Below are 18871 nucleotides of genomic sequence, written 5' to 3'. Positions count from 1 at the left end.
ACCTTGTGCTGGGCGAGTACCGCCTGTTGAGCCTTGTGATGGACGATTGCCGCCTGTTGAGCCTTGTGATGGGCGATTGCTGCTTGTCGAGCCTTGTGATGGGCGATTGCTGCCTGTCGAACCTTGTGATGGGCGAGTACCGCCTGTTGAGCCTTGTGATGGACGAGTAGTACCGCCTGTTGAGCCTTGCGCTGGGCGATTGCCGCCTGTCGAACCTTGTGATTGATTTGGAGCCATTTTTTGTTCAGCACCCTTCGTTTCTACTTTTGGCGCACTTTGTTTAGTGACATTGCCACTGAATTTACTATTCAGTTTTGTAATTGAATCATTATCCAATGTAGACATATGATTTGTGACACTTACATTTATCTTTCCAAGCTCATCAATAACTTCTTTACTCGTCCGATTCACTTGTTTCGCGTATTCGTGTACCCGTATTTTCGTCATTAGTCCACCCCCGGTTATATTCGTTGAGCAGCCCGGACACTTTTTTAGCAAAACCATTGTCCGTTAGCGCAAGTACGACCCGCGACTCTTTTCCAACTGCATGTCCAAGCTCTTCTCGATTCCCAAAAACATGCTTCTCAACGTTGTAAAACGTACTTTTATCTGTTAATTTTTTCATCGTATTTTTAGATGCGTCCTCTGAAATAATCACAAGACGCGCCTTGCCGGCACGAATCTCCCGAACAACCAAATCTTCACCCATAATAAGCATTCTTGCCCGCGCCGCCATGCCAAGCATTTGATAAATCTTTTTTGGATCTGTCATTTTAATGCCTCCCGGCGGATTGCGTGGAGAAGATCCTCGAATACTTGTTCAGGTACGGCCGTCCCAAGTTGACTTTCAATCGATCTGTTACGGCGCGCGGATTCAACTGCTTCTTCGGATTTTGACACATATGTCCCTCGGCCTGACTTCTTGCCAGTGAGATCGACTGAAACTTCCCCTTCTTTCGGGCGAACAATGCGGATCATTTCCTTTTTAGGAAACATATTGCCTGTCGCCGCACATTTACGCAGAGGAATTTTTTTCATGTTTGTCATGTGTACTCATCCTTCCTCTCAGTCTTCGTTTTCCGTATCCGTATACAGATCAATTGTTTCAGTTCCAACGGCTTCTGTCACTTCATCTTCAACGAAGTATGGATCGCTTTCGTTCGCGTCTTCATCCAATTGGACTTGTTCTATGATTAACGCACTAGTTGCTGACGGATAAATCCCAAGTTCCCGTGCATCCGTTTCGCTCTTAATGTCGATTTTCCAACCAGTCATTTTGGCAGCAAGTCTAGCGTTCTGACCACGTTTCCCGATAGCAAGTGACAATTGATAGTCAGGTACAACAACCGTTGTCGATCGATCTTCTTCATTCACCTGAACGTCAATTACTTTTGACGGGCTCAGTGCATTTGCTACGAATATAGCTGGATCCTCTGACCATTCGACGATATCGATTTTCTCGCCATTCAGTTCATTTGATATCGCTTGAACGCGGGCACCTCTTGCACCTACACATGACCCGACCGGATCTACTGCATCATTATTCGTATGAACTGAAATTTTAGAACGATCTCCCGCTTCTCGTGCAATCGATTTGATTTCAACGATGCCTTCAAAGATTTCAGGAACCTCAACTTCAAACAACCTGCGAAGAAGGCCAGGATGTGTTCTAGATACGAACACTTGCGGTCCACGTGATGTACGTTCAACTTTTGTAATATATACTTTGATACGATCATGAGGTTTATACGTTTCTGTCAGAATCTGTTCCCCTACTGGTAAAACAGCTTCGACTTTCCCAAGACCTACATACAAATTTCGTGCGTCAAGACGTTCAACAATACCGTTGACGATATCATCTTCCCTGTCGACGTACTCTTCATAGATGATGCCACGTTCCGCTTCCCTCACACGCTGCGTAACAACTTGCTTCGCAGTTTGTGCTGCAACACGACCAAAATCGCGTGGCGTCACTTCTTCTTCAACAACATCCTCCAGTTCATAAGATGGGTTGATTTTATGTGCATCTTCAAGACTGATTTGTAGACGCTCATCTTCGACTTCTTCGACAACGTCTTTTCTTGCATAAACTTTCATCGTTCCTTTATCAAGGTTCAAATCAACGCGCACATTTTGTGCCTGATTAAAATTGCGTTTATATGCGGTTACAAGTGCTGCTTCGATTGCTTCTACTAATACGTCCCTGGAAATGCCTTTTTGCTTTTCTAGGGCTGTCAATGCATCGAGTAGATCACTACTCATGTTAATCACTCCTACTATTCAATTATGCGGAAAAGTCGATTGCCAAACGGGCAAGTGCGATTTTATCCTGGCCGATTACAACCGTTAATTTTCTTGTCTTAATGCGCATTTCAACTTCTGCACCCTCGGGACCATATGCCAACAAATAACCTTCGAACTCTTTCATATCATTAATGGCTTCGTACGTTTTAATGAATACGAACTGTCCAATCGCTTTTTGAAAATCTTCTTCCTTCTTCAACGGACGCTCTGCACCTGGTGAAGATACTTCAAGAAAATAGTTTTGCGGAATTGGGTCAGTACGGTCAAGCTCTTCACTTAACTTTTCACTAACTTGAGAGCACTGATCAATATCGATGTTTCCGTTAGGCGTATCGATATAGACCCGTAAAAACCAGTCTCTTCCTTCTTTAACGAACTCTACATCGACAAGTTCCAATTCTAGTTCCTCAACAATTGGAATGGCGATTTTTGCGACTTCTTCCGTAATATTACTCATCTTAGCCCTCCCGAAATATTAATCAAATACGCCTCGGCGTATTTGCGCCCAGATTAAGTAGATTAATTTCACTACAAAATCCGTAGCATCCGCCGGAGGCTCTAATTTCACTTGATGAAAGCTTGAACTCCTACCAAATAAAATTAAAAAACAGTACAGAACAACAGAAAAGAGCGGGAAATCCCACTCTTTTTGCGCAAGACTATTACAAAAGTTGTTCCCATCATACCATACGATATTTGCTGGTGCAAACAAACCGAACAAGAAGGGTTCGGTTTGCTTGTATAATTCTAGCTCCCTTTGCGGAAATTATACAATAGATACCCAACAACGCACCCTATTGTAATTCAAAAAACATAGCGTAGATTCTAGAAGAGAGACAGCTGATTCGCATCAGGCATGCCTTCCAAACAACCTAACGAGTCCATATACTCGACAATCGTCTTCGAAACACGACCGCGCTGTTGGAAGTCTTCTTTCGAAAGAAACTCTCCGTCTTTCCTTGCTTCAACAATTGAATTCGCAACGTTCGTCCCAAGTGAAGGAACTGAATTGAATGGCGGAATTAGTGTATTGCCTTCAATAAGGAATGTTGTTGCGTCGGATTTATACAAATCTGGTCTTTCTAATGAAATACCGCGTTCCCACATTTCCAGCGCAATTTCAAGTACGGTGAGCAAGCTCTTTTCTTTCGGCGTTGCATCCAGCCCTTTTGCATTAATTTCTTTAACTTGCGCCCGTATCGACGCCGATCCCTTCGTCATGGTCAGTAGATCAAAGTCCGTTGCCCGTATTGTGAAGTATGTTGCATAGTACAAAATTGGGTGATGCACTTTGAAGTAGGCTATGCGCAGCGCCATCAATACATAGGCAGCCGCGTGCGCTTTCGGGAACATGTATTTAATCTTTTTACACGATTCGATATACCAGTTAGGCACGCTTTGAGCTTTCATTTCCGCTTCAAACTCCGGTGTCAATCCACGACCTTTACGGACAAATTCCATAATCTGAAATGCCATCGACGGATCTAATCCTTGATAGATTAAATACACCATAATATCATCACGACAACCGATAACATCTTTCAGTTCGCATGTTTTGTTTTGGATCAATTCCTGTGCATTGCCGAGCCAAACGTCCGTACCATGAGACAATCCAGAAATTTGAATCAGTTCCGAAAACGTCGACGGCTTCGTCTCTTCAAGCATCTGTCGAACGAATCTTGTCCCAAACTCAGGTACACCGAGCGTCCCCGTCTTACAACCGATTTGCTCCGGGGTGACCCCGAGCGAAGTTGTACCACTGAATAATTCCATAACCCCTTTATCATCCGGTGGAATCGTCAGTGGATCAATTCCAGATAAATCCTGCAACATTTTAATCATCGTCGGATCATCATGACCGAGAATATCGAGTTTCAATAAGTTATTGTCAATGGAATGGAAGTCAAAATGAGTCGTCTTCCAGCTCGAATTCAAATCATTCGCCGGAAACTGAATGGGTGTAAAATCAAAAATATCCATATCATCCGGAACAACGATTATTCCGCCGGGATGCTGCCCTGTATTCCGTTTAACGCCAGAACACCCTTGTACAAGTCGATCAATTTCAGCGCCGCGGAAGTTCAAGTTATTATCATTCATATAACCACGTACATAGCCGTAAGCCGTCTTCTCAGCGACAGTCCCTATCGTCCCCGCACGGTAAACAAAATCTTCACCGAACAGTTCCTTGGTATAATTATGGGCATGCGCTTGATAATCACCACTGAAGTTAAGGTCAATATCCGGAACTTTATCCCCATTAAACCCAAGGAAAGTTTCAAACGGGATATCCTGACCATCCTTTTTGAACGGCGTTTCGCATGTTGGGCACATTTTGTCTGGAAGATCGTAGCCAGAACTGACGGATCCATCATCGAAAAACTCGGATTTCTTGCAGGTCGGGCAAATGTAATGTGGCGGCATCGGATTTACTTCAGTGATTTCCATCATTGTAGCGACAAGCGATGAACCGACCGACCCCCGAGACCCAACAAGATACCCCTCATCCAGCGATTTCTTCACAAGCTTGTGTGAGATTAGGTAGATAACCGCAAAGCCGTGGCCGATAATCGACTTCAATTCTTTTTCAATACGCGCTTCGATGTTTTCCGGCAATTGCTCACCATAAATTCCGTGTGCCATCGAATAAGTCAATTCACGTACTTCTTCGTCCGCACCTTCGATTGTTGGAGTATAAAGATCATCTTTGATTGGTTTTACGTTCCCTATTCTAGCTAAAATTGCATGCGGGTTATCTATAACTATTTCTTCCGCAACTTCTTTACCTAGAAACGCGAATTCCTCCAGCATTTCATCCGTCGTTCGGAATTGAACAGCCGGCAGCGAATGCCTGTTCATCGGATTTGCCCCACCTTGTGATCTGACAAGAACTTGGCGGAATACCGCATCCGTTTCATCAATGTAGTGGACATTTCCTGTTGCACAAACCGGTAGACCAACCTTTTTCCCAAGCTTGATCAGTTTGCGCATAATGTCTTCCATATTCCACTCATCGCGAATCAATTCAAGTTCAAGCAGATGCGAATAAACCGGTTTTGGATGTACTTCCAAGTAATCGTAAAACTTCGCAATCTCCTCTACTTCTTCCATTGGTTTCTGCATAAGCCCCTCGAACACTTCACCTTTATCACAACCAGAGCCGACAAGCAACCCTTTGCGGTATTTAACAAGCAATGAACGTGGTATACGCGGAATACGATAAAAGTAATTCATATGTGAGTAAGAAACGAGTTTAAACAGGTTTTTCAATCCTTCATCATCGACCGCTAAAAGTGTACAATGCGATGGGCGAGACCGTTTGTAAACGTCTCCTTCACCAATATGGCGGTTAAAGTCATCCAAGTATTCGATGCCTTTTCCTTCCGCATCTTTTAACAAACGAAGGAACAAATGCGCAGTCGCTTCAGTATCATAGATTGCTCGGTGAGCCTGAGTCAGTTCGATTCCGAACTTTTTCGCCAGCGTGCCTAGCCTGTGATTCCCCATTTCTGGATAAAGGAAGCGGGCCAATTCGAGCGTATCGATGACTGGATAGGCTGCGGCTTCCAAGTCCGCCTTTTTACATGCTTGATAAAAGAAGCCCATATCGAATTTCGCATTATGGGCAACAAGAATTGAATCGCCAATAAATTCGATGAAATCTTTCGTAACATCCTCGATTTCCGGTGCATTTTTTACCATATCATCAGTAATTCCGGTTAGTCTTGTCGTTGTAGAAGATAACGGATGATGCGGATTCGAAAACCTTTCAAATGTCTCAATTATCTCGCCATTCTTCACTCTGACCGCAGCCAGCTCAATGATTCTGTCATACACCGCTGAAAGCCCTGTCGTCTCAACGTCAAATACAACAAATGAATCATCTTCAAGCTTTCTATGCTGTTCATCAAAAACGATTGGCACTCCGTCATCCACTAAATTTGCTTCGAGGCCGAAAATGACTTTCACACCATGTTTTTTCCCAGCGCTATAGGCCTCTGGAAATGATTGAACGTTCGCGTGATCTGTAATTGCGATTGCGGGGTGTCCCCATTTCGCTGCTTGTTCAACAAGTGCAGATGCAGTTACAACCGCATCCATCTGACTCATTGTCGTGTGTGCATGCAGTTCAATCCGTTTTCGGTCCTTCGGCGCCTTGTCTTGTCTGATTATAGGAGACACTTCCATAACGTCTTGAGCCATCATAATGAGATCGCGAACGAACGTATCGTTTTGGATACCGCCGCGGGCTCGAATCCAAGTCCCTTTTTTCAGCGCCTTCATCATTTCCGCATCTTCGTTATCACGCGAGAACATTTTAACAAGAATTGAATCCGTGTAATCTGTTACTTTAATCGTCAACAGTGAGCGTCCACTCCGCAGTTCACGAACATCCGTGTCAAACACATAGCCTTCTATTGTCACGCGACGTTCTTCGTCCTGAATTTGCTGAATTTCGAGCATAGGCTCATCTGGTTTAATTGGCGTTCCGAGACGGAATGGTCCAGATACAGTGCCACTTTCTTTCTGGGATGTTTCCCTTAGTTTTAAATCATCAAGCGCTTTTTTACCATACGCTTCCTCTTCTGCTAGTCGTTGTGCCATAAATGCTTCACGGGCAGCCTCCGCCCCGCTATCTTCCTCTGTCAATTTGAAATCGACGACAGGCCGCGGAAATCCGAATGATGTATAAACATCCGTGATGAGTCCAGCATATTTGCCTTTCATCATTTGCAGTTCCAAATCATTCGTACAAGTAAGCGTCATTTTACCACCCGTCATGACCGGCTTTTGTCCACTAAGACGTTCTCTGATTGGCGGGGACATATCACTCAACTCTTCGATGATAAACGGCCAATAATCCGTTAGTAATTGCCCATCTACTTCCTGGTTTCTGGATGTAATATGAAGCTTAACCGTCGCAATGGCCGCAAATGTTTTATTGATACGTTGCGAAAACACTGTATAGATAGCTGCCGGTAATGGCTTGTCGAGCGTTAAATTAAATTGCCACACTCTTGATTTTCGGTGAATGTTCACACGATTAAGTTCCGCATTTTCAAAGTGAATGACATATTGATCATCCGTCATCTCAATTTGCTGCAGCAAGATATATAATTTATTTATAGCGTCCATAAGTCTCTCCAATCCTTCATCAGCGAAAAACGCAAGGCGCCAAAAGGAACGCAGCTTAAGTGCACCACTTCCTGTGGCAACAGCTGCATGACCTACATCCTGTAGGCCCGCGACAGGCATAAGTCGATCCAGGGGAAGGCAGTCTAAGAGCGCGACTTCCTGTCGCAACGACTGCATACCTGCATCCTTGCAGGTACGACGGGGCGCTCTTTGCCACATAGCTGGATTGACTTTCAAGGAACCTAGCCAAAGTATGCCGCGTCCTGCGGCAATGGCTACGTGACCCACATCCTGTGGGCCCCCGAGCGGCTGGCGCCTAAAGTTAGACACTGTTCTAGGTCAAAAAACGTATTCTTTCTTATTCTTCCGAAAAAGAAGGGAAGTACCGACATGCGGCCTTCCCTTCTCGATAGTTATTCAGCTGTGAAAAATGCTTGTAACTTTTCAGTTAATTCTTCTTTTTGCCATTCAGCCGTTTCTCCGGTTTGTCTGAATTTAATTTCGACAATTCCTTCAGAAGCTTTTTTTCCGACTGTAATTCGAACTGGCAAGCCAATTAAATCCGAATCGGCGAATTTAACGCCTGCTCGTTCAGGACGGTCATCATAGAGTACATCGTATCTATACGATTTTAGAACACTATATAATTCTTCAGCCAATTCTTTTTGACTTTCATCCTTAAGATTAACAGCAATAAGATGGACATCAAATGGCGCAATCTTCTTCGGCCATTTCAAACCGTATTCATCGTTGAATTGTTCTGCGACAGCTGCAAGTATACGTGAAACGCCAATGCCATAACAGCCCATGATGTATGGTTTCGATCTGCCGTTTTCATCAAGGAATGTTCCGCCCATTGGTTCGCTATACGTCGTACCTAATTTGAATACATGTCCAAGTTCAATGCCTCTAGCGAACTTAATCGTACCGTTGCCATCCGGAGATGCGTCTCCTTCGATGATGAAACGAAGATCTTCATAACGATCCACAGCAAAATCACGTTCTGGATTGACATTCGTCAAATGGAAACCATCTTCATTCGCTCCGCATACACCGTTAACGATTGAAGCGATTGAGTGATCTGCAATCACTTTGAGATCAAGAGGAAGTTTAACTGGCCCGATTGAACCAACCCCACAAGAAAGAAGTGCAGTAACATCACCTTCTGCAGCCAATTCAACTTCAGATGCACCTAGTACATTTTTCAGTTTAATATCATTGATTTCATGATCGCCACGACAAAGTACTGCAATTAGCTCGTCATCTGCTTTGAAGATTAGCGTCTTAATAAGACGAGTCGCATCGACATTCAGGAATGAAGCGACTTCGCTGATTGTTTTTTGATCAGGCGTTGCGACTTTCTCCACTTCCTGTAACGCTTCATCAAGTTTTTCATAGTTCACATTCACTTCGGCCATTTCAATATTAGCAGCATATGACGAAGAGTCGCTATACGCGATTGTGTCTTCACCAATGTCAGATAGTGCCATGAATTCATGCGTATCTGTACCACCGATTGAACCACCATCTGCCATAACCGCGCGGAAATCAAGTCCAAGTCTCGTAAAGATATTCGAATAGGCTTGCATCATTTCCTGGTATTTCTCATCAAGGCTCTCTTCCGTCGCATGGAATGAATACGCGTCTTTCATAATGAATTCGCGTCCTCGGAGAAGTCCGAAACGTGGACGCTGTTCATCCCTGAATTTGGTCTGGATTTGGTACATCGTCAATGGTAACTTCTTATACGATTTAACTTCATCACGGACAAGAGAAGTGATTACTTCTTCATGAGTCGCACCAAGAGCGAATTCCCTTTTATGTCTATCAGTCATTCTGAATAGCTCAGGACCATACGAGTACCATCTTCCGGTTTCCTGCCATAGTTCAGCTTGTTGCATAGCAGGCATAAATACCTCTACCGCTTCGATTGCTTCCATTTCTTCACGGATAATTGTCTCGACTTTTTGGAGTACTTTTTTTCCTAAAGGTAGGAATGAATAAATTCCGCTTGTATTTTGTCGGATAAAACCTGCGCGCAAAAGTAATTGATGTGATTTTACATCGGCATCAGAAGGTACTTCACGCATTGTAGGTATGAATGTTCGCGATTGTTTCATCTATGTCCCCACCTTAAGTAATGTTTTTGGAAGTGTTGTTAAATTCTCTAGATTAAACGGCGCCTTGCGCTTTTCTTGTCCAGACTACAGACGCCAGCCCCTCGAGTCGCTTCGGTCCTGTCGATAAAGGCATAGAACGCCTTTACCGACAGGCTCTCCAGCGCTTGTCGGAGCTAAACGGCGACTTGCGCTTTTCTTTAAGAAAAGAAAAAGCGCTGTATATCATTCCAGGTTACAACAAGCATAAGCAACATCAGCAGAACAATTCCAACAAAATGGACCATTCCTTCTTTCTGCTTGTCAACTGGCTTACCACGAATCGCTTCAAACAAGAAGAACAATAGCCTTCCGCCGTCAAGTGCTGGTAATGGCAACAAGTTCATAATCCCCAGGTTAATGCTTAAAATTGCAGCCCAGTTCATAAGACTATATATACCGCTCTTTGCCATCTCCCCAGTAGCTTGGTAAATACCTACCGGACCTGATAAGGCGTCGAATGACAATTGACCCGTTACGAGCATCCCAAGTAATTCGGCTATTCTTTTAAACCATACAATTGTTTCTTCTGCCCCATACTGAACTGCTTTTAAGGGACCTTTCACTACTGGGCTTGTATATTTCACGCCAATCTGACCGTATTCTGTCCCTTTTTCTTCGAGTGTCTTTGGTACAACATCCATTATCACTGAATCACCGTTACGATCCACTTCGAGTTGGAGCAATACACCGGGACTGTTTTGAATGATTGTAGCAAACTCCTGCCAAGTGCTGACAGGTTTACCATCGACCCCTGTAACGTAGTCTCCATCTTTCATCCCTGCAACCTGTGCAGGATCACCGCTAACTACGCTCGTAATAATCGGTTCATATGTCGGAACACCTTGTAACAATCCAATCGCAAGGAATATGAAAAACGCCAGGATAAAGTTAAATAATGGACCTGCAAAGATAGCCATTGCTCGACTGCCTAGAGATTTCGATTCGAATTGGCGATCATACGGAGCAATAAGTGTTTTCTGCCCCTTCTCATAGATAACCGCTTGTCTAGATACGTTGTAACGGACAAGCTGCCCCTCTTCATCATAACCTTCGATGAACAATTCCTTTTCTAAATCAGATGATTCTGTTTCAAGGAACAGAACATCGGGATTCGCAACATTGCGGTTCAAATAAATTTTTTCAACTTCATTTGCAGTATTAATCAATAGACCTACACGATAACCAGCCAGTAATTCAACCGTATCAAAGTCTTCCCCTGCCATCCGAACATAACCACCAAGCGGCAGAAGTCGAACTGTATATAACGTTTCGCCTTTTTGAATACCAATAATTTTAGGCCCAAATCCAATTGCGAATTCACGCACCATAATTCCAGCCTTTTTCGCAAACAAGAAATGTCCTAGTTCATGAAAAAAGACCAACGTACCGAATACGATTATAAACGAAATAACGGTTTCCATGAAAAACCACCTTCACTGACCTCTTAGGCCGTTTCTAAAAAACTCATTCTACCATAGCATACACCATTTTTCGAGTAAGCGAATCTGTTTCCAAAATCGCTTCAAGATTCGGTGTTGAAATTGTTCGATGCGCCTCCATTACCCGTTCAATGATATCTTCAATTTGTACAAATTGAATGCGCCCATTCATAAACAACGCTACAGCCACTTCATTTGCGGCATTCATAGCAGCTGGCATTGTACCACCTTCTCTACCTGCAGCATATGCAAGTCCCAGCGCCTTAAAGCGAACAAGATCCATTTTCTCGAAATGCAACATTCCAATTTCTTCAAGACGAAGCGGCTTCGCGTTTTGCATTGGAATCCGATCAGGATAGGTCAAAGCGTATTGAATTGGCACCCGCATATCAGGTGAACCTAGTTGCGCCATGACACTAGTGTCTTCGAACTCAATCATCGAATGGATGATACTTTCTTTGTGAAGCAAGCAATCGATTTTATCATAAGGCATTGCAAAAAGATGATGCGCCTCAATCACTTCGAGTCCCTTGTTCAACATTGTCGCCGAGTCGATTGTTAATTTATTGCCCATCGACCAATTAGGATGCGCGAGAGCCTGTTCGAGCGTCACGTTGGAAAGTTCTGCTCGCGTAAGATCCCTAAAACTTCCGCCTGAAGCGGTCAAAATAAGTCTAGAAATACGTTTCGGATCTTCTCCGTTCAACGCTTGGAAGAGTGCTGAATGCTCACTGTCCACAGGTAAAATCGATACACCGTATTTACGGGCTTCACTCATGACGATATCCCCTGCTGCGACAAGTGTCTCCTTATTGGCAATGGCGATTGTTATCCCTGCACGGATTGCTTCCAGTGTTGGTTTAAGTCCAACACTGCCAATGACGGCGTTAAGCAAAATATCAGCACCTGTGCGTGCCGCGATTTCAACAAGGCCCTCATCGCCATAAACAAATTCGATAGCTGGAAATTCCGTTTTCAGCTTTTCGGCATCTTCACGTCTGATTACAGATACCATTCGCGGATGATATGCGGAAGCAATTTCCCTTACACTATCGATATTCAAACCAGCCGAAAAAGATACGAGCTTAAATTTATCCGGGTTGGAACCAATGATATCCAGAGTCTGTATACCGATGGAGCCTGTAGCACCAAGTAGACTTATTTTCTTAATCATATAGACACCCTTTCCCTTATCCTACAAAGTGTAGAAAATGAAGTAATGGCAATACAAAAAGGAGACTATCAAACCTGTCTAGAATCCCACCATGGCCTGGTAGGAGCTTTCCTGAATCCTTAACCTCATAATGCCTTTTTAATGCCGATTCGACAAGATCCCCCAACTGCCCGACAATCGATGCAATAATCGTTACAACAATAAGTATGATATATGTAGAAGCAATTGGGAAGATGATTTGGAAGATGCAAGCAAAAACAACTGCTGACAATACACCCCCTACAAAACCTTCGACTGTCTTATTTGGAGATATTTCCGGCCACAACTTGCGCTTGCCGATTTTCCTACCTATGAAATAAGCACCAGAATCGGTCGTCCAAATTACCAGCAAAGCATACACGACATATTCGATTCCAAACAATCTCGTTTCAATCAAATAATAAAATCCGATTCCGACATACAACGTAGCCAAAACAGCAAAAGCGGCATGATCAAACGTAAATCGATTTTTAACAACAACTGTATAAATCAATAGCATAAGGACAATAGCGAATGTCATTTCGATTTTTGTATAACCAACCATTTCGTAGACGTTACCGCTCCAACTGGCAGGCATAAGTAAAATTGCTAGCGCTATCCATGTCAAAATACCTTCGATTGAAAATAGTTGGATGTCCCTCATTCTTAATAGTTCATATAACCCAATTGTTGCAATTGCATAAACTGCAATCGTGAAGGGCATCCCACCTATTACAACTACCGGAACGAAAAAGATAAGCGCAACGATTGCCGTTAATATCCTTTGTTTCAAACGTCCCCATTCCCTTCTACACTTCCAAAACGTCTATTTCGCATTTGGAATTCTTCGATCGCATTCAGCATGCATATTTCATCAAAATCTGGCCACAACACGTCTGTGAAAGAAAACTCGGCATATGCGAGCTGCCACAGCATGAAATTGGACAGCCTGACTTCACCGCTTGTGCGGATTAGTAAATCCGGTTCCGGTAAATGAGCGGTCATTAAATGAGATCCAATGAGTGACTCATTAATATCCTCAGGATTAATTGAACCAGCCGCCACTAGTGCAGCAATTTCTTTCACAGATTCAACAAGTTCTAGCCTACTACCGTAATTCATTGCAAAGTTCAATGTTAAACCGTCATTGTGCTTTGTTTCGTCCATTGCTTTACTAATTGCTTTTTTCGTATGATCTGGCAACATTTCAAAGTTTCCAATCATTTCAACTTTCACATTCTGCTCGATTAGCTCGGGGAGATAAGTGCTAAGAAACTCTCCAGGAAGTTTCATCAGGAAATCTATTTCGAGTTTCGGGCGTTTCCAATTTTCCGTAGAGAATGCATAAAGTGTAAGCACTTTTACACCAAGATCATTTGCGATGCGCGTTATTTTACGAACCTTTTTCATACCTTCATGATGACCTGCTATTCTGGGTAAATTACGTTGTTTCGCCCATCTGCCGTTGCCGTCCATAATAATCGCCACATGAGCAGGGATATGCCTGCTTTTAACAGTTGCAATTCGGTCCGTAATTGAACTAGCTGCCACCACATTTTTTTTCCCGAAAAGTTTTTCTAGCATGTCGTTTCCTCCACTCAGCTACTATCAGAGCAAGTACATACTCTATCGTAACAAATTAGACGGTTAATTTCATTTTTAATTGCAGTTAAAAGAAAAAGACGTCCTGAAATAAGGACGTCTCGAAATATAGAAAGTTCTTCTATCAGATTTCCATTATTTCATTTTCTTTAACTTTTGCAATTTCATCGATTCTCACAATTTGCGAATCCGTCAACTTTTGGATTTCCTCACCATAGCGGCGTAGCTCATCCTCAGTAATATCGCTACTTTTTTCGAGTTTCTTGAAATCTTCATTTGCATCACGACGAACATTGCGAATCCCGATTTTTGCTTCTTCTGCTTCTTTTTTCACAGATTTCACAAGCTCTTTACGACGATCTTCTGTCAATGCTGGAACAGCAAGGCGAATGACGCTACCATCATTCGAAGGTGTAATTCCGATATCCGATTTCATGATAGCCTTTTCAATATCGGCAAGTATTGTTTTGTCATATGGTTGAATGACAAGTAGACGCGCCTCAGGTACTGAAATACCAGCCATCTGTGATATCGGAGTAGGAGCGCCGTAATACTCAATAGTTAATCTGTCCAGCATTGCAGCACTTGCACGTCCTGCACGAATAGACGCTAGTTCTCTCGTATATCCACCAATTGCTTTTTCCATACGATCTTTAGCTTGATCCATTACTTCGTTAGCCATTACAAATTCCTCCTGACGACCGTCCCAATCGATTCACCTAGGACAGCTCTTTTGATATTTCCATTTTCCATAATAGAGAATACTACGAGCGGGATATCGTTGTCCATACACAGAGTTGAAGCCGTAGAATCCATAACTTCAAGCCCTTGATTAATGACATCCAAAAACGATAGTTCTAAGTATTTGACTGCATTCTTATCTTTAGCTGGGTCAGCTGAATAAACGCCGTCCACATTATTTTTTGCCATAAGAATGACATCCGCTTCAATTTCAGCTGCACGGAGTGCTGCTGTCGTATCAGTTGAGAAATATGGATTTCCCGTACCTGCTGCGAAAATAACGACCCGTTTCTTTTCAAGATGGCGGATTGCTTTGCGGCGTATGTATGGTTCCGCAACTTGCCTCATTTCAATTGATGAAGAGACGCGGGTTTCAACGCCGATTTTTTCAAGTGAATCTTGTAGAGCAAGGGAATTCATGACTGTAGCAAGCATGCCCATATAATCTGCTGTCGCACGATCCATACCCATTTCACTGCCTACTTTACCACGCCAAATATTTCCGCCTCCGACAACAACGGCAACTTCGACATCGAGGTCAACAACTTCTTTCACTTGTTCTGCAACGTTTTTAATAACCTCTGGCGAAAGACCGAAACCTTGATCACCAGCAAGTGCTTCTCCGCTTAATTTCAAGACGATACGTTTATATTTTGGGTTGCTCATTTGTATCCTCCATCTATTCTTTATTCTTGAAAAATGGGGAACACACGCATGTGTTCCCCATTTGTTAATCTATAACGGCTCAGTTACCTTTAACTTGACTCATAACTTCGTCTGCGAAGTTATCTTCAGGTTTTTCAATTCCTTCACCTACTGCATAACGGATAAATTCTTTCAATGTGCCGCCAGTTGACTTCACGAAGTCCCCAACTTTTTGATCAGAGTTTTTAACAAACGCCTGGTCAAGAACACAAATATCTTCGAAGTATTTACCGATACGGCCTTCAACCATTTTCGCAACGATGTTTTCTGGTTTACCTTCGTTAAGTGCTTGTTCTGTAAGGATTTTACGTTCGTGCTCAACTTCTTCAGCAGAAACTTGGTCACGTGAAACGTATTTCGGATTCAATGCTGCAATGTGCATTGCAACGTCTTTTGCTGCATCTGAATCTGTCGAACCTTCAACAATAGTAAGGACACTGATTCGTCCACCCATGTGCAAGTATGGACCGAATGCATCGTTATCCGTTTTCGTACGAATTTCATAACGACGAAGCGTGATCTTTTCACCGATTTTAGCAACAGTGTTTGAAATATGATCCGCTACTGATAATCCGTTTGGCAATATAGATGCAACTGCTTCTTCGACTGTAGCAGGTTTTGTAGCAAGAAGATGTACAGAAAGGTCGCTTACAAGCGTTTGGAAACCTTCATTTTTTGCCACGAAATCAGTTTCTGCGTTCACTTCAAGAATAATTGCTTCGTTACCGTCAACGTAAATAGACGTTGTACCGTCTGCAGCAATACGATCCGCTTTCTTAGCAGAACTAGAAAGACCTTTTTCACGTAGGAAATCAATTGCAGCTTCCATATCACCGTTTGTTTCTGTTAACGCTTTTTTACAGTCCATCATACCTGTACCTGTTTTTTCTCGTAATTCCTTAACCATTTGTGCTGTAATCTTCATTTTCTATTCCTCCTATATTAAGCCATCGATTCCGAAAAAAGACGATAAGGGTATAAGCCGCTTATCGTCTTTTCGTTTACTGGATTTACTCTGCAGCTACAGTTTCTTCTTGAGTCGCTTCTTCGTCTTCGCCTTGTCTTGATTCAAGCAAAGCATCAGCCATTTTGCTAGTCAATAGACGTACTGCGCGAATTGCATCATCATTCGCAGGAATGATGTAGTCAATTTCGTCTGGATCACAGTTCGTGTCAACGATTCCAACTAGTGGAATATTCAATTTGATTGCTTCAGCAACCGCGATGCGTTCTTTGCGTGGGTCAACAACGAACATAACATCCGGAATTGCTTTCATATCACGGATTCCGCCAAGGAATTTAACAAGACGTTCGTGTTGTTTCTTAAGTTGTCCAACTTCTTTTTTAGGAAGCACGTCAAATGTACCGTCTTCTTCCATTTTCTCGATTTGTTTCATACGTGCAACACGTTTTTGGATTGTGCCAAAGTTTGTAAGTGTTCCACCAAGCCAGCGTTGGTTAATATAATACATTCCAGCGCGTTCAGCTTCTTCTTTAATTGCATCTTGTGCTTGTTTTTTAGTACCGACGAATAGAACTTTTCCGCCATCAGCACCAACTTGACGCATGAATGCGTAAGCTTCTTCAAGTTTTTTCACCGTTTTTTGAAGATCGATGATGTAGATTCCGTTACGTTCCACGAAGATGAATTTCTTCATTTTCGGGTTCCAGCGGCGTGTTTGGTGACCGAAGTGTACTCCGGCTTCTAGCAGTTGTTTCATTGAGATAACTGACATTTTGTATTCCTCCTGTTTTGGTTTAATTCCCTCCGTGTACCTCATCCGCCAAAACGACCTCTCGGCACCATTCCTGACGTCCGTCCACGTGTGTAGTATTACCATTCGATAATATACCATATGAATATCTTTATTGCAACCTACTTCACCTAAATCTCAAGATTAACTCTATCTCTGTGCGTCCCTTGCTTAGTTGCTTAGCAATTTCTTCTATGGACTGTCCCGCGTCATGCAGCCTAATTACCTGTGTTCGTTCATCCTCGGCTTCTACTGGTGCCACAGCCTCCTCTGGAACCTGTCCTGCAGCCTTATAAGACTTGAGAGCAAGATTAACTGGCATTGTAGGTATGCTGGCACGCATAACGGGCCGGACTTCTTCTGATTTTGCGGATTGTTGTGCATCACGTACTATTGTTTTTTGGAGAGTAGGTTGTTTAACACCGACTGTAAGCTGCTCAATTAAGCGATCGTTCTCGTCTTTCAACTCTGATAAGTATGCGCCAATCGAGTCGTCCATTTCAGTCATTAGCTTGCGCTGTTTTTTTTCAAGATCATCAAACTTTGTAACTTTAGTGTAAAGCAAAGCTAGGAAGTAAAAACTTATTATTTGTATGATGAATAAAAACACTAAGAAAATCGTTATCATCGTCATTAGCCTGTAAAGTCGACAAACGCACCTTTGTATGGGTGTACCGTCTTCTTTTCCTCTTCATTTTGTTGTGGATCTCCGTCCTGAAGCTGACCTTGTTCCTGTCGATGTCCATCCGCATCCGTCTTCGCTGCCTCTTCCGATTCCAATACAGTTTCTTTACCTTTAATTGCTTGTCGTTCCATAAGAGAATTAGCATGGTCTAGGTTTAATTGAGTTTGTTGGTGCTTTTGTTCCGCGATTTCCCCTGCATCGAAAGTCTTGGGTATGGCAATTTGCAGTTCAATCCCTTTCAGACTCATAAAATCCCTCCATCAACAATTTCAGCTGCTAATAGTTTGCGTAGTTTGAACAACGCCTTAGAGTGAATTTGAGAAATCCGCGACGTAGATAGACCTAAAATTTCTCCGATTTCTGTCAGAGTCATTTCTTCTGTATAAAAAAAGCTCAATACAAGCTGTTCATTTTTATTTAGTTCTTTAATTTTAGTGATCAAGTCACCAATCAATTCGGTCATCATTGTCTTCTGCTCAGGTGTTCTTGTACCCTCGTCTTTTATGACAAACGACTTTTGTCCTTCATCGTCATCATCATTGATTTTCTCATCAATCGAAAGAACGTTGGAAAAGTAATGTTCATGGACAGTCTGATAAACCTGTTTTACACTTATCCCCATATGTCCAGCAATTTCTTCCGGTGTCGCATGACGTTGCAACTTCTGTTCAAGCTTCATAATTTCTTCTTCTTGTTTTTTAGATTTCTCCCTTGATGATCGCGGCAACCAATCTTCTTTTCTCAAACCATCGATAATTGTGCCCCGGATACGAAAAGATGCATACGTATCAAATTTAAAATCCCTGCCCGGATCGAATTTCGTCAACGCATCAAATAGACCGTGAAGCCCAAGACTCATGATGTCGTCTCGAGACACATTACGTGGTAGTCCAGAGCTAATCCGTTGCACATGATAGCTTACAAGTGGCGTGTATTTACGGACAAGTATGTCTCCTGCTTCGGGATCACGATTATGAATCCACAGGTCCCAACATACATCTTCCTCCATTAAACCCTGTTTCGACATCGAATCCCTCGCTTTCCATGCTGATTCCGACATAGTTACTTATATTATAGCAAAGAAACGTAAGAAAAGCGCAAGGCGTCTAAAAGGAACGCGGCTTAAGTACGCCACTTCCTGCGGCAATAAGGAG

18 protein-coding genes are annotated in these 18871 nt (G+C 42.9%); all 18 read right to left on the bottom strand.

Features of this window, described 5'->3' with window-relative positions:
- Positions 1–447: translation initiation factor IF-2 N-terminal domain-containing protein (locus tag I2483_RS15505; protein ID WP_207278008.1), on the bottom strand; the 447-nt coding region annotated here is incomplete at its 3' end.
- On the bottom strand, positions 395–772 hold the full coding sequence (locus I2483_RS15500; RefSeq protein WP_186671207.1) for a YlxQ family RNA-binding protein: 378 nt from the start codon (positions 770–772) through the stop codon (positions 395–397). The genes I2483_RS15500 and I2483_RS15505, both read right to left, overlap by 53 nt.
- Complete coding sequence (rnpM, locus tag I2483_RS15495; RefSeq protein ID WP_067211155.1) at positions 769–1047, bottom strand: RNase P modulator RnpM; 279 nt, start codon at positions 1045–1047, stop codon at positions 769–771. The genes I2483_RS15500 and rnpM overlap by 4 nt, the downstream gene beginning before the upstream one ends.
- Before the next feature lie 18 nt (positions 1048–1065).
- A complete protein-coding gene (nusA, locus tag I2483_RS15490) occupies positions 1066–2262 on the bottom strand; it encodes a transcription termination factor NusA (protein ID WP_207278007.1) in 1197 nt (398 codons plus the stop codon).
- 22 nt (positions 2263–2284) lie between these two features.
- On the bottom strand, positions 2285–2761 hold the full coding sequence (gene rimP / locus I2483_RS15485; protein ID WP_207278006.1) for a ribosome maturation factor RimP: 477 nt from the start codon (positions 2759–2761) through the stop codon (positions 2285–2287).
- A gap of 368 nt (positions 2762–3129) precedes the next feature.
- A complete protein-coding gene (locus I2483_RS15480) occupies positions 3130–7440 on the bottom strand; it encodes a PolC-type DNA polymerase III (protein ID WP_207278010.1) in 4311 nt (1436 codons plus the stop codon).
- A gap of 413 nt (positions 7441–7853) precedes the next feature.
- Positions 7854–9560 carry a proline--tRNA ligase gene (locus I2483_RS15475; RefSeq protein WP_207278005.1) on the bottom strand — a complete coding sequence of 569 codons (1707 nt, stop codon included), beginning with the start codon at positions 9558–9560 and terminating at the stop codon, positions 7854–7856.
- 197 nt (positions 9561–9757) lie between these two features.
- Positions 9758–11020 (bottom strand): RIP metalloprotease RseP, encoded by a 1263-nt coding sequence (gene rseP, locus I2483_RS15470; RefSeq protein ID WP_207278004.1) that lies wholly within the window; start codon positions 11018–11020, stop codon positions 9758–9760.
- 43 nt (positions 11021–11063) lie between these two features.
- Complete coding sequence (locus tag I2483_RS15465; RefSeq protein WP_346267737.1) at positions 11064–12209, bottom strand: 1-deoxy-D-xylulose-5-phosphate reductoisomerase; 1146 nt, start codon at positions 12207–12209, stop codon at positions 11064–11066.
- Between the two features lie 19 nt (positions 12210–12228).
- Positions 12229–13023 (bottom strand): phosphatidate cytidylyltransferase, encoded by a 795-nt coding sequence (locus I2483_RS15460; RefSeq protein WP_207278002.1) that lies wholly within the window; start codon positions 13021–13023, stop codon positions 12229–12231.
- Positions 13020–13814 (bottom strand): isoprenyl transferase, encoded by a 795-nt coding sequence (locus I2483_RS15455; RefSeq protein ID WP_207278001.1) that lies wholly within the window; start codon positions 13812–13814, stop codon positions 13020–13022. Before I2483_RS15455 ends, I2483_RS15460 begins: the two co-directional genes overlap by 4 nt.
- 142 nt (positions 13815–13956) lie before the next feature.
- On the bottom strand, positions 13957–14514 hold the full coding sequence (frr, locus tag I2483_RS15450; protein ID WP_186671215.1) for a ribosome recycling factor: 558 nt from the start codon (positions 14512–14514) through the stop codon (positions 13957–13959).
- Complete coding sequence (pyrH, locus tag I2483_RS15445) at positions 14514–15239, bottom strand: UMP kinase (protein WP_186671216.1); 726 nt, start codon at positions 15237–15239, stop codon at positions 14514–14516. Before pyrH ends, frr begins: the two co-directional genes overlap by 1 nt.
- 79 nt (positions 15240–15318) lie before the next feature.
- Positions 15319–16203 carry a translation elongation factor Ts gene (gene tsf / locus I2483_RS15440; RefSeq protein ID WP_207278000.1) on the bottom strand — a complete coding sequence of 295 codons (885 nt, stop codon included), beginning with the start codon at positions 16201–16203 and terminating at the stop codon, positions 15319–15321.
- Between the two features lie 85 nt (positions 16204–16288).
- Entirely contained in the window at positions 16289–17014 is a 726-nt protein-coding gene (gene rpsB / locus I2483_RS15435; RefSeq protein ID WP_067211184.1) for a 30S ribosomal protein S2, read from the bottom strand.
- Between the two features lie 145 nt (positions 17015–17159).
- The gene (locus I2483_RS15430) at positions 17160–17660 is read right to left on the bottom strand and encodes a DUF6115 domain-containing protein (RefSeq protein WP_207277999.1); all 501 of its coding nucleotides are present in this window, start codon (positions 17658–17660) and stop codon (positions 17160–17162) included.
- A 5-nt stretch (positions 17661–17665) separates the two neighbouring features.
- Positions 17666–17965, bottom strand: coding sequence for an RNA polymerase subunit sigma (locus I2483_RS15425; protein ID WP_207277998.1), 300 nt, complete (start codon positions 17963–17965; stop codon positions 17666–17668).
- Positions 17962–18744 (bottom strand): FliA/WhiG family RNA polymerase sigma factor, encoded by a 783-nt coding sequence (locus I2483_RS15420; RefSeq protein WP_207277997.1) that lies wholly within the window; start codon positions 18742–18744, stop codon positions 17962–17964. The genes I2483_RS15425 and I2483_RS15420 overlap by 4 nt, the downstream gene beginning before the upstream one ends.
- Positions 18745–18871 lie beyond the last annotated feature (127 nt).

The sequence above is a fragment of the Sporosarcina sp. E16_3 genome (genome assembly GCF_017347125.1).
Lineage (GTDB): Bacteria > Bacillota > Bacilli > Bacillales_A > Planococcaceae > Sporosarcina.
The sequence above is the reverse complement of the archived record's forward strand: the minus strand, read 5'-3'. Positions and strand labels throughout refer to the sequence as shown.

Excerpts from the sequence above, each read along its gene's own strand:
- I2483_RS15475 (WP_207278005.1), bottom strand. The coding sequence starts at position 9,560 with ATGAAACAATCGCGAACATTCATACCTACAATGCGTGAAGTACCTTCT.
- nusA (WP_207278007.1), bottom strand. The coding sequence starts at position 2,262 with ATGAGTAGTGATCTACTCGATGCATTGACAGCCCTAGAAAAGCAAAAA.
- I2483_RS15425 (WP_207277998.1), bottom strand. The coding sequence starts at position 17,965 with ATGAGTCTGAAAGGGATTGAACTGCAAATTGCCATACCCAAGACTTTC.
- I2483_RS15430 (WP_207277999.1), bottom strand. The coding sequence starts at position 17,660 with ATGATAACGATTTTCTTAGTGTTTTTATTCATCATACAAATAATAAGT.
- frr (WP_186671215.1), bottom strand. The coding sequence starts at position 14,514 with ATGGCTAACGAAGTAATGGATCAAGCTAAAGATCGTATGGAAAAAGCA.
- rnpM (WP_067211155.1), bottom strand. The coding sequence starts at position 1,047 with ATGACAAACATGAAAAAAATTCCTCTGCGTAAATGTGCGGCGACAGGC.
- I2483_RS15420 (WP_207277997.1), bottom strand. The coding sequence starts at position 18,744 with ATGTCGAAACAGGGTTTAATGGAGGAAGATGTATGTTGGGACCTGTGG.
- rseP (WP_207278004.1), bottom strand. The coding sequence starts at position 11,020 with ATGGAAACCGTTATTTCGTTTATAATCGTATTCGGTACGTTGGTCTTT.
- I2483_RS15480 (WP_207278010.1), bottom strand. The coding sequence starts at position 7,440 with ATGGACGCTATAAATAAATTATATATCTTGCTGCAGCAAATTGAGATG.
- tsf (WP_207278000.1), bottom strand. The coding sequence starts at position 16,203 with ATGAAGATTACAGCACAAATGGTTAAGGAATTACGAGAAAAAACAGGT.
- pyrH (WP_186671216.1), bottom strand. The coding sequence starts at position 15,239 with ATGAGCAACCCAAAATATAAACGTATCGTCTTGAAATTAAGCGGAGAA.
- I2483_RS15455 (WP_207278001.1), bottom strand. The coding sequence starts at position 13,814 with ATGCTAGAAAAACTTTTCGGGAAAAAAAATGTGGTGGCAGCTAGTTCA.
- I2483_RS15500 (WP_186671207.1), bottom strand. The coding sequence starts at position 772 with ATGACAGATCCAAAAAAGATTTATCAAATGCTTGGCATGGCGGCGCGG.
- rimP (WP_207278006.1), bottom strand. The coding sequence starts at position 2,761 with ATGAGTAATATTACGGAAGAAGTCGCAAAAATCGCCATTCCAATTGTT.
- rpsB (WP_067211184.1), bottom strand. The coding sequence starts at position 17,014 with ATGTCAGTTATCTCAATGAAACAACTGCTAGAAGCCGGAGTACACTTC.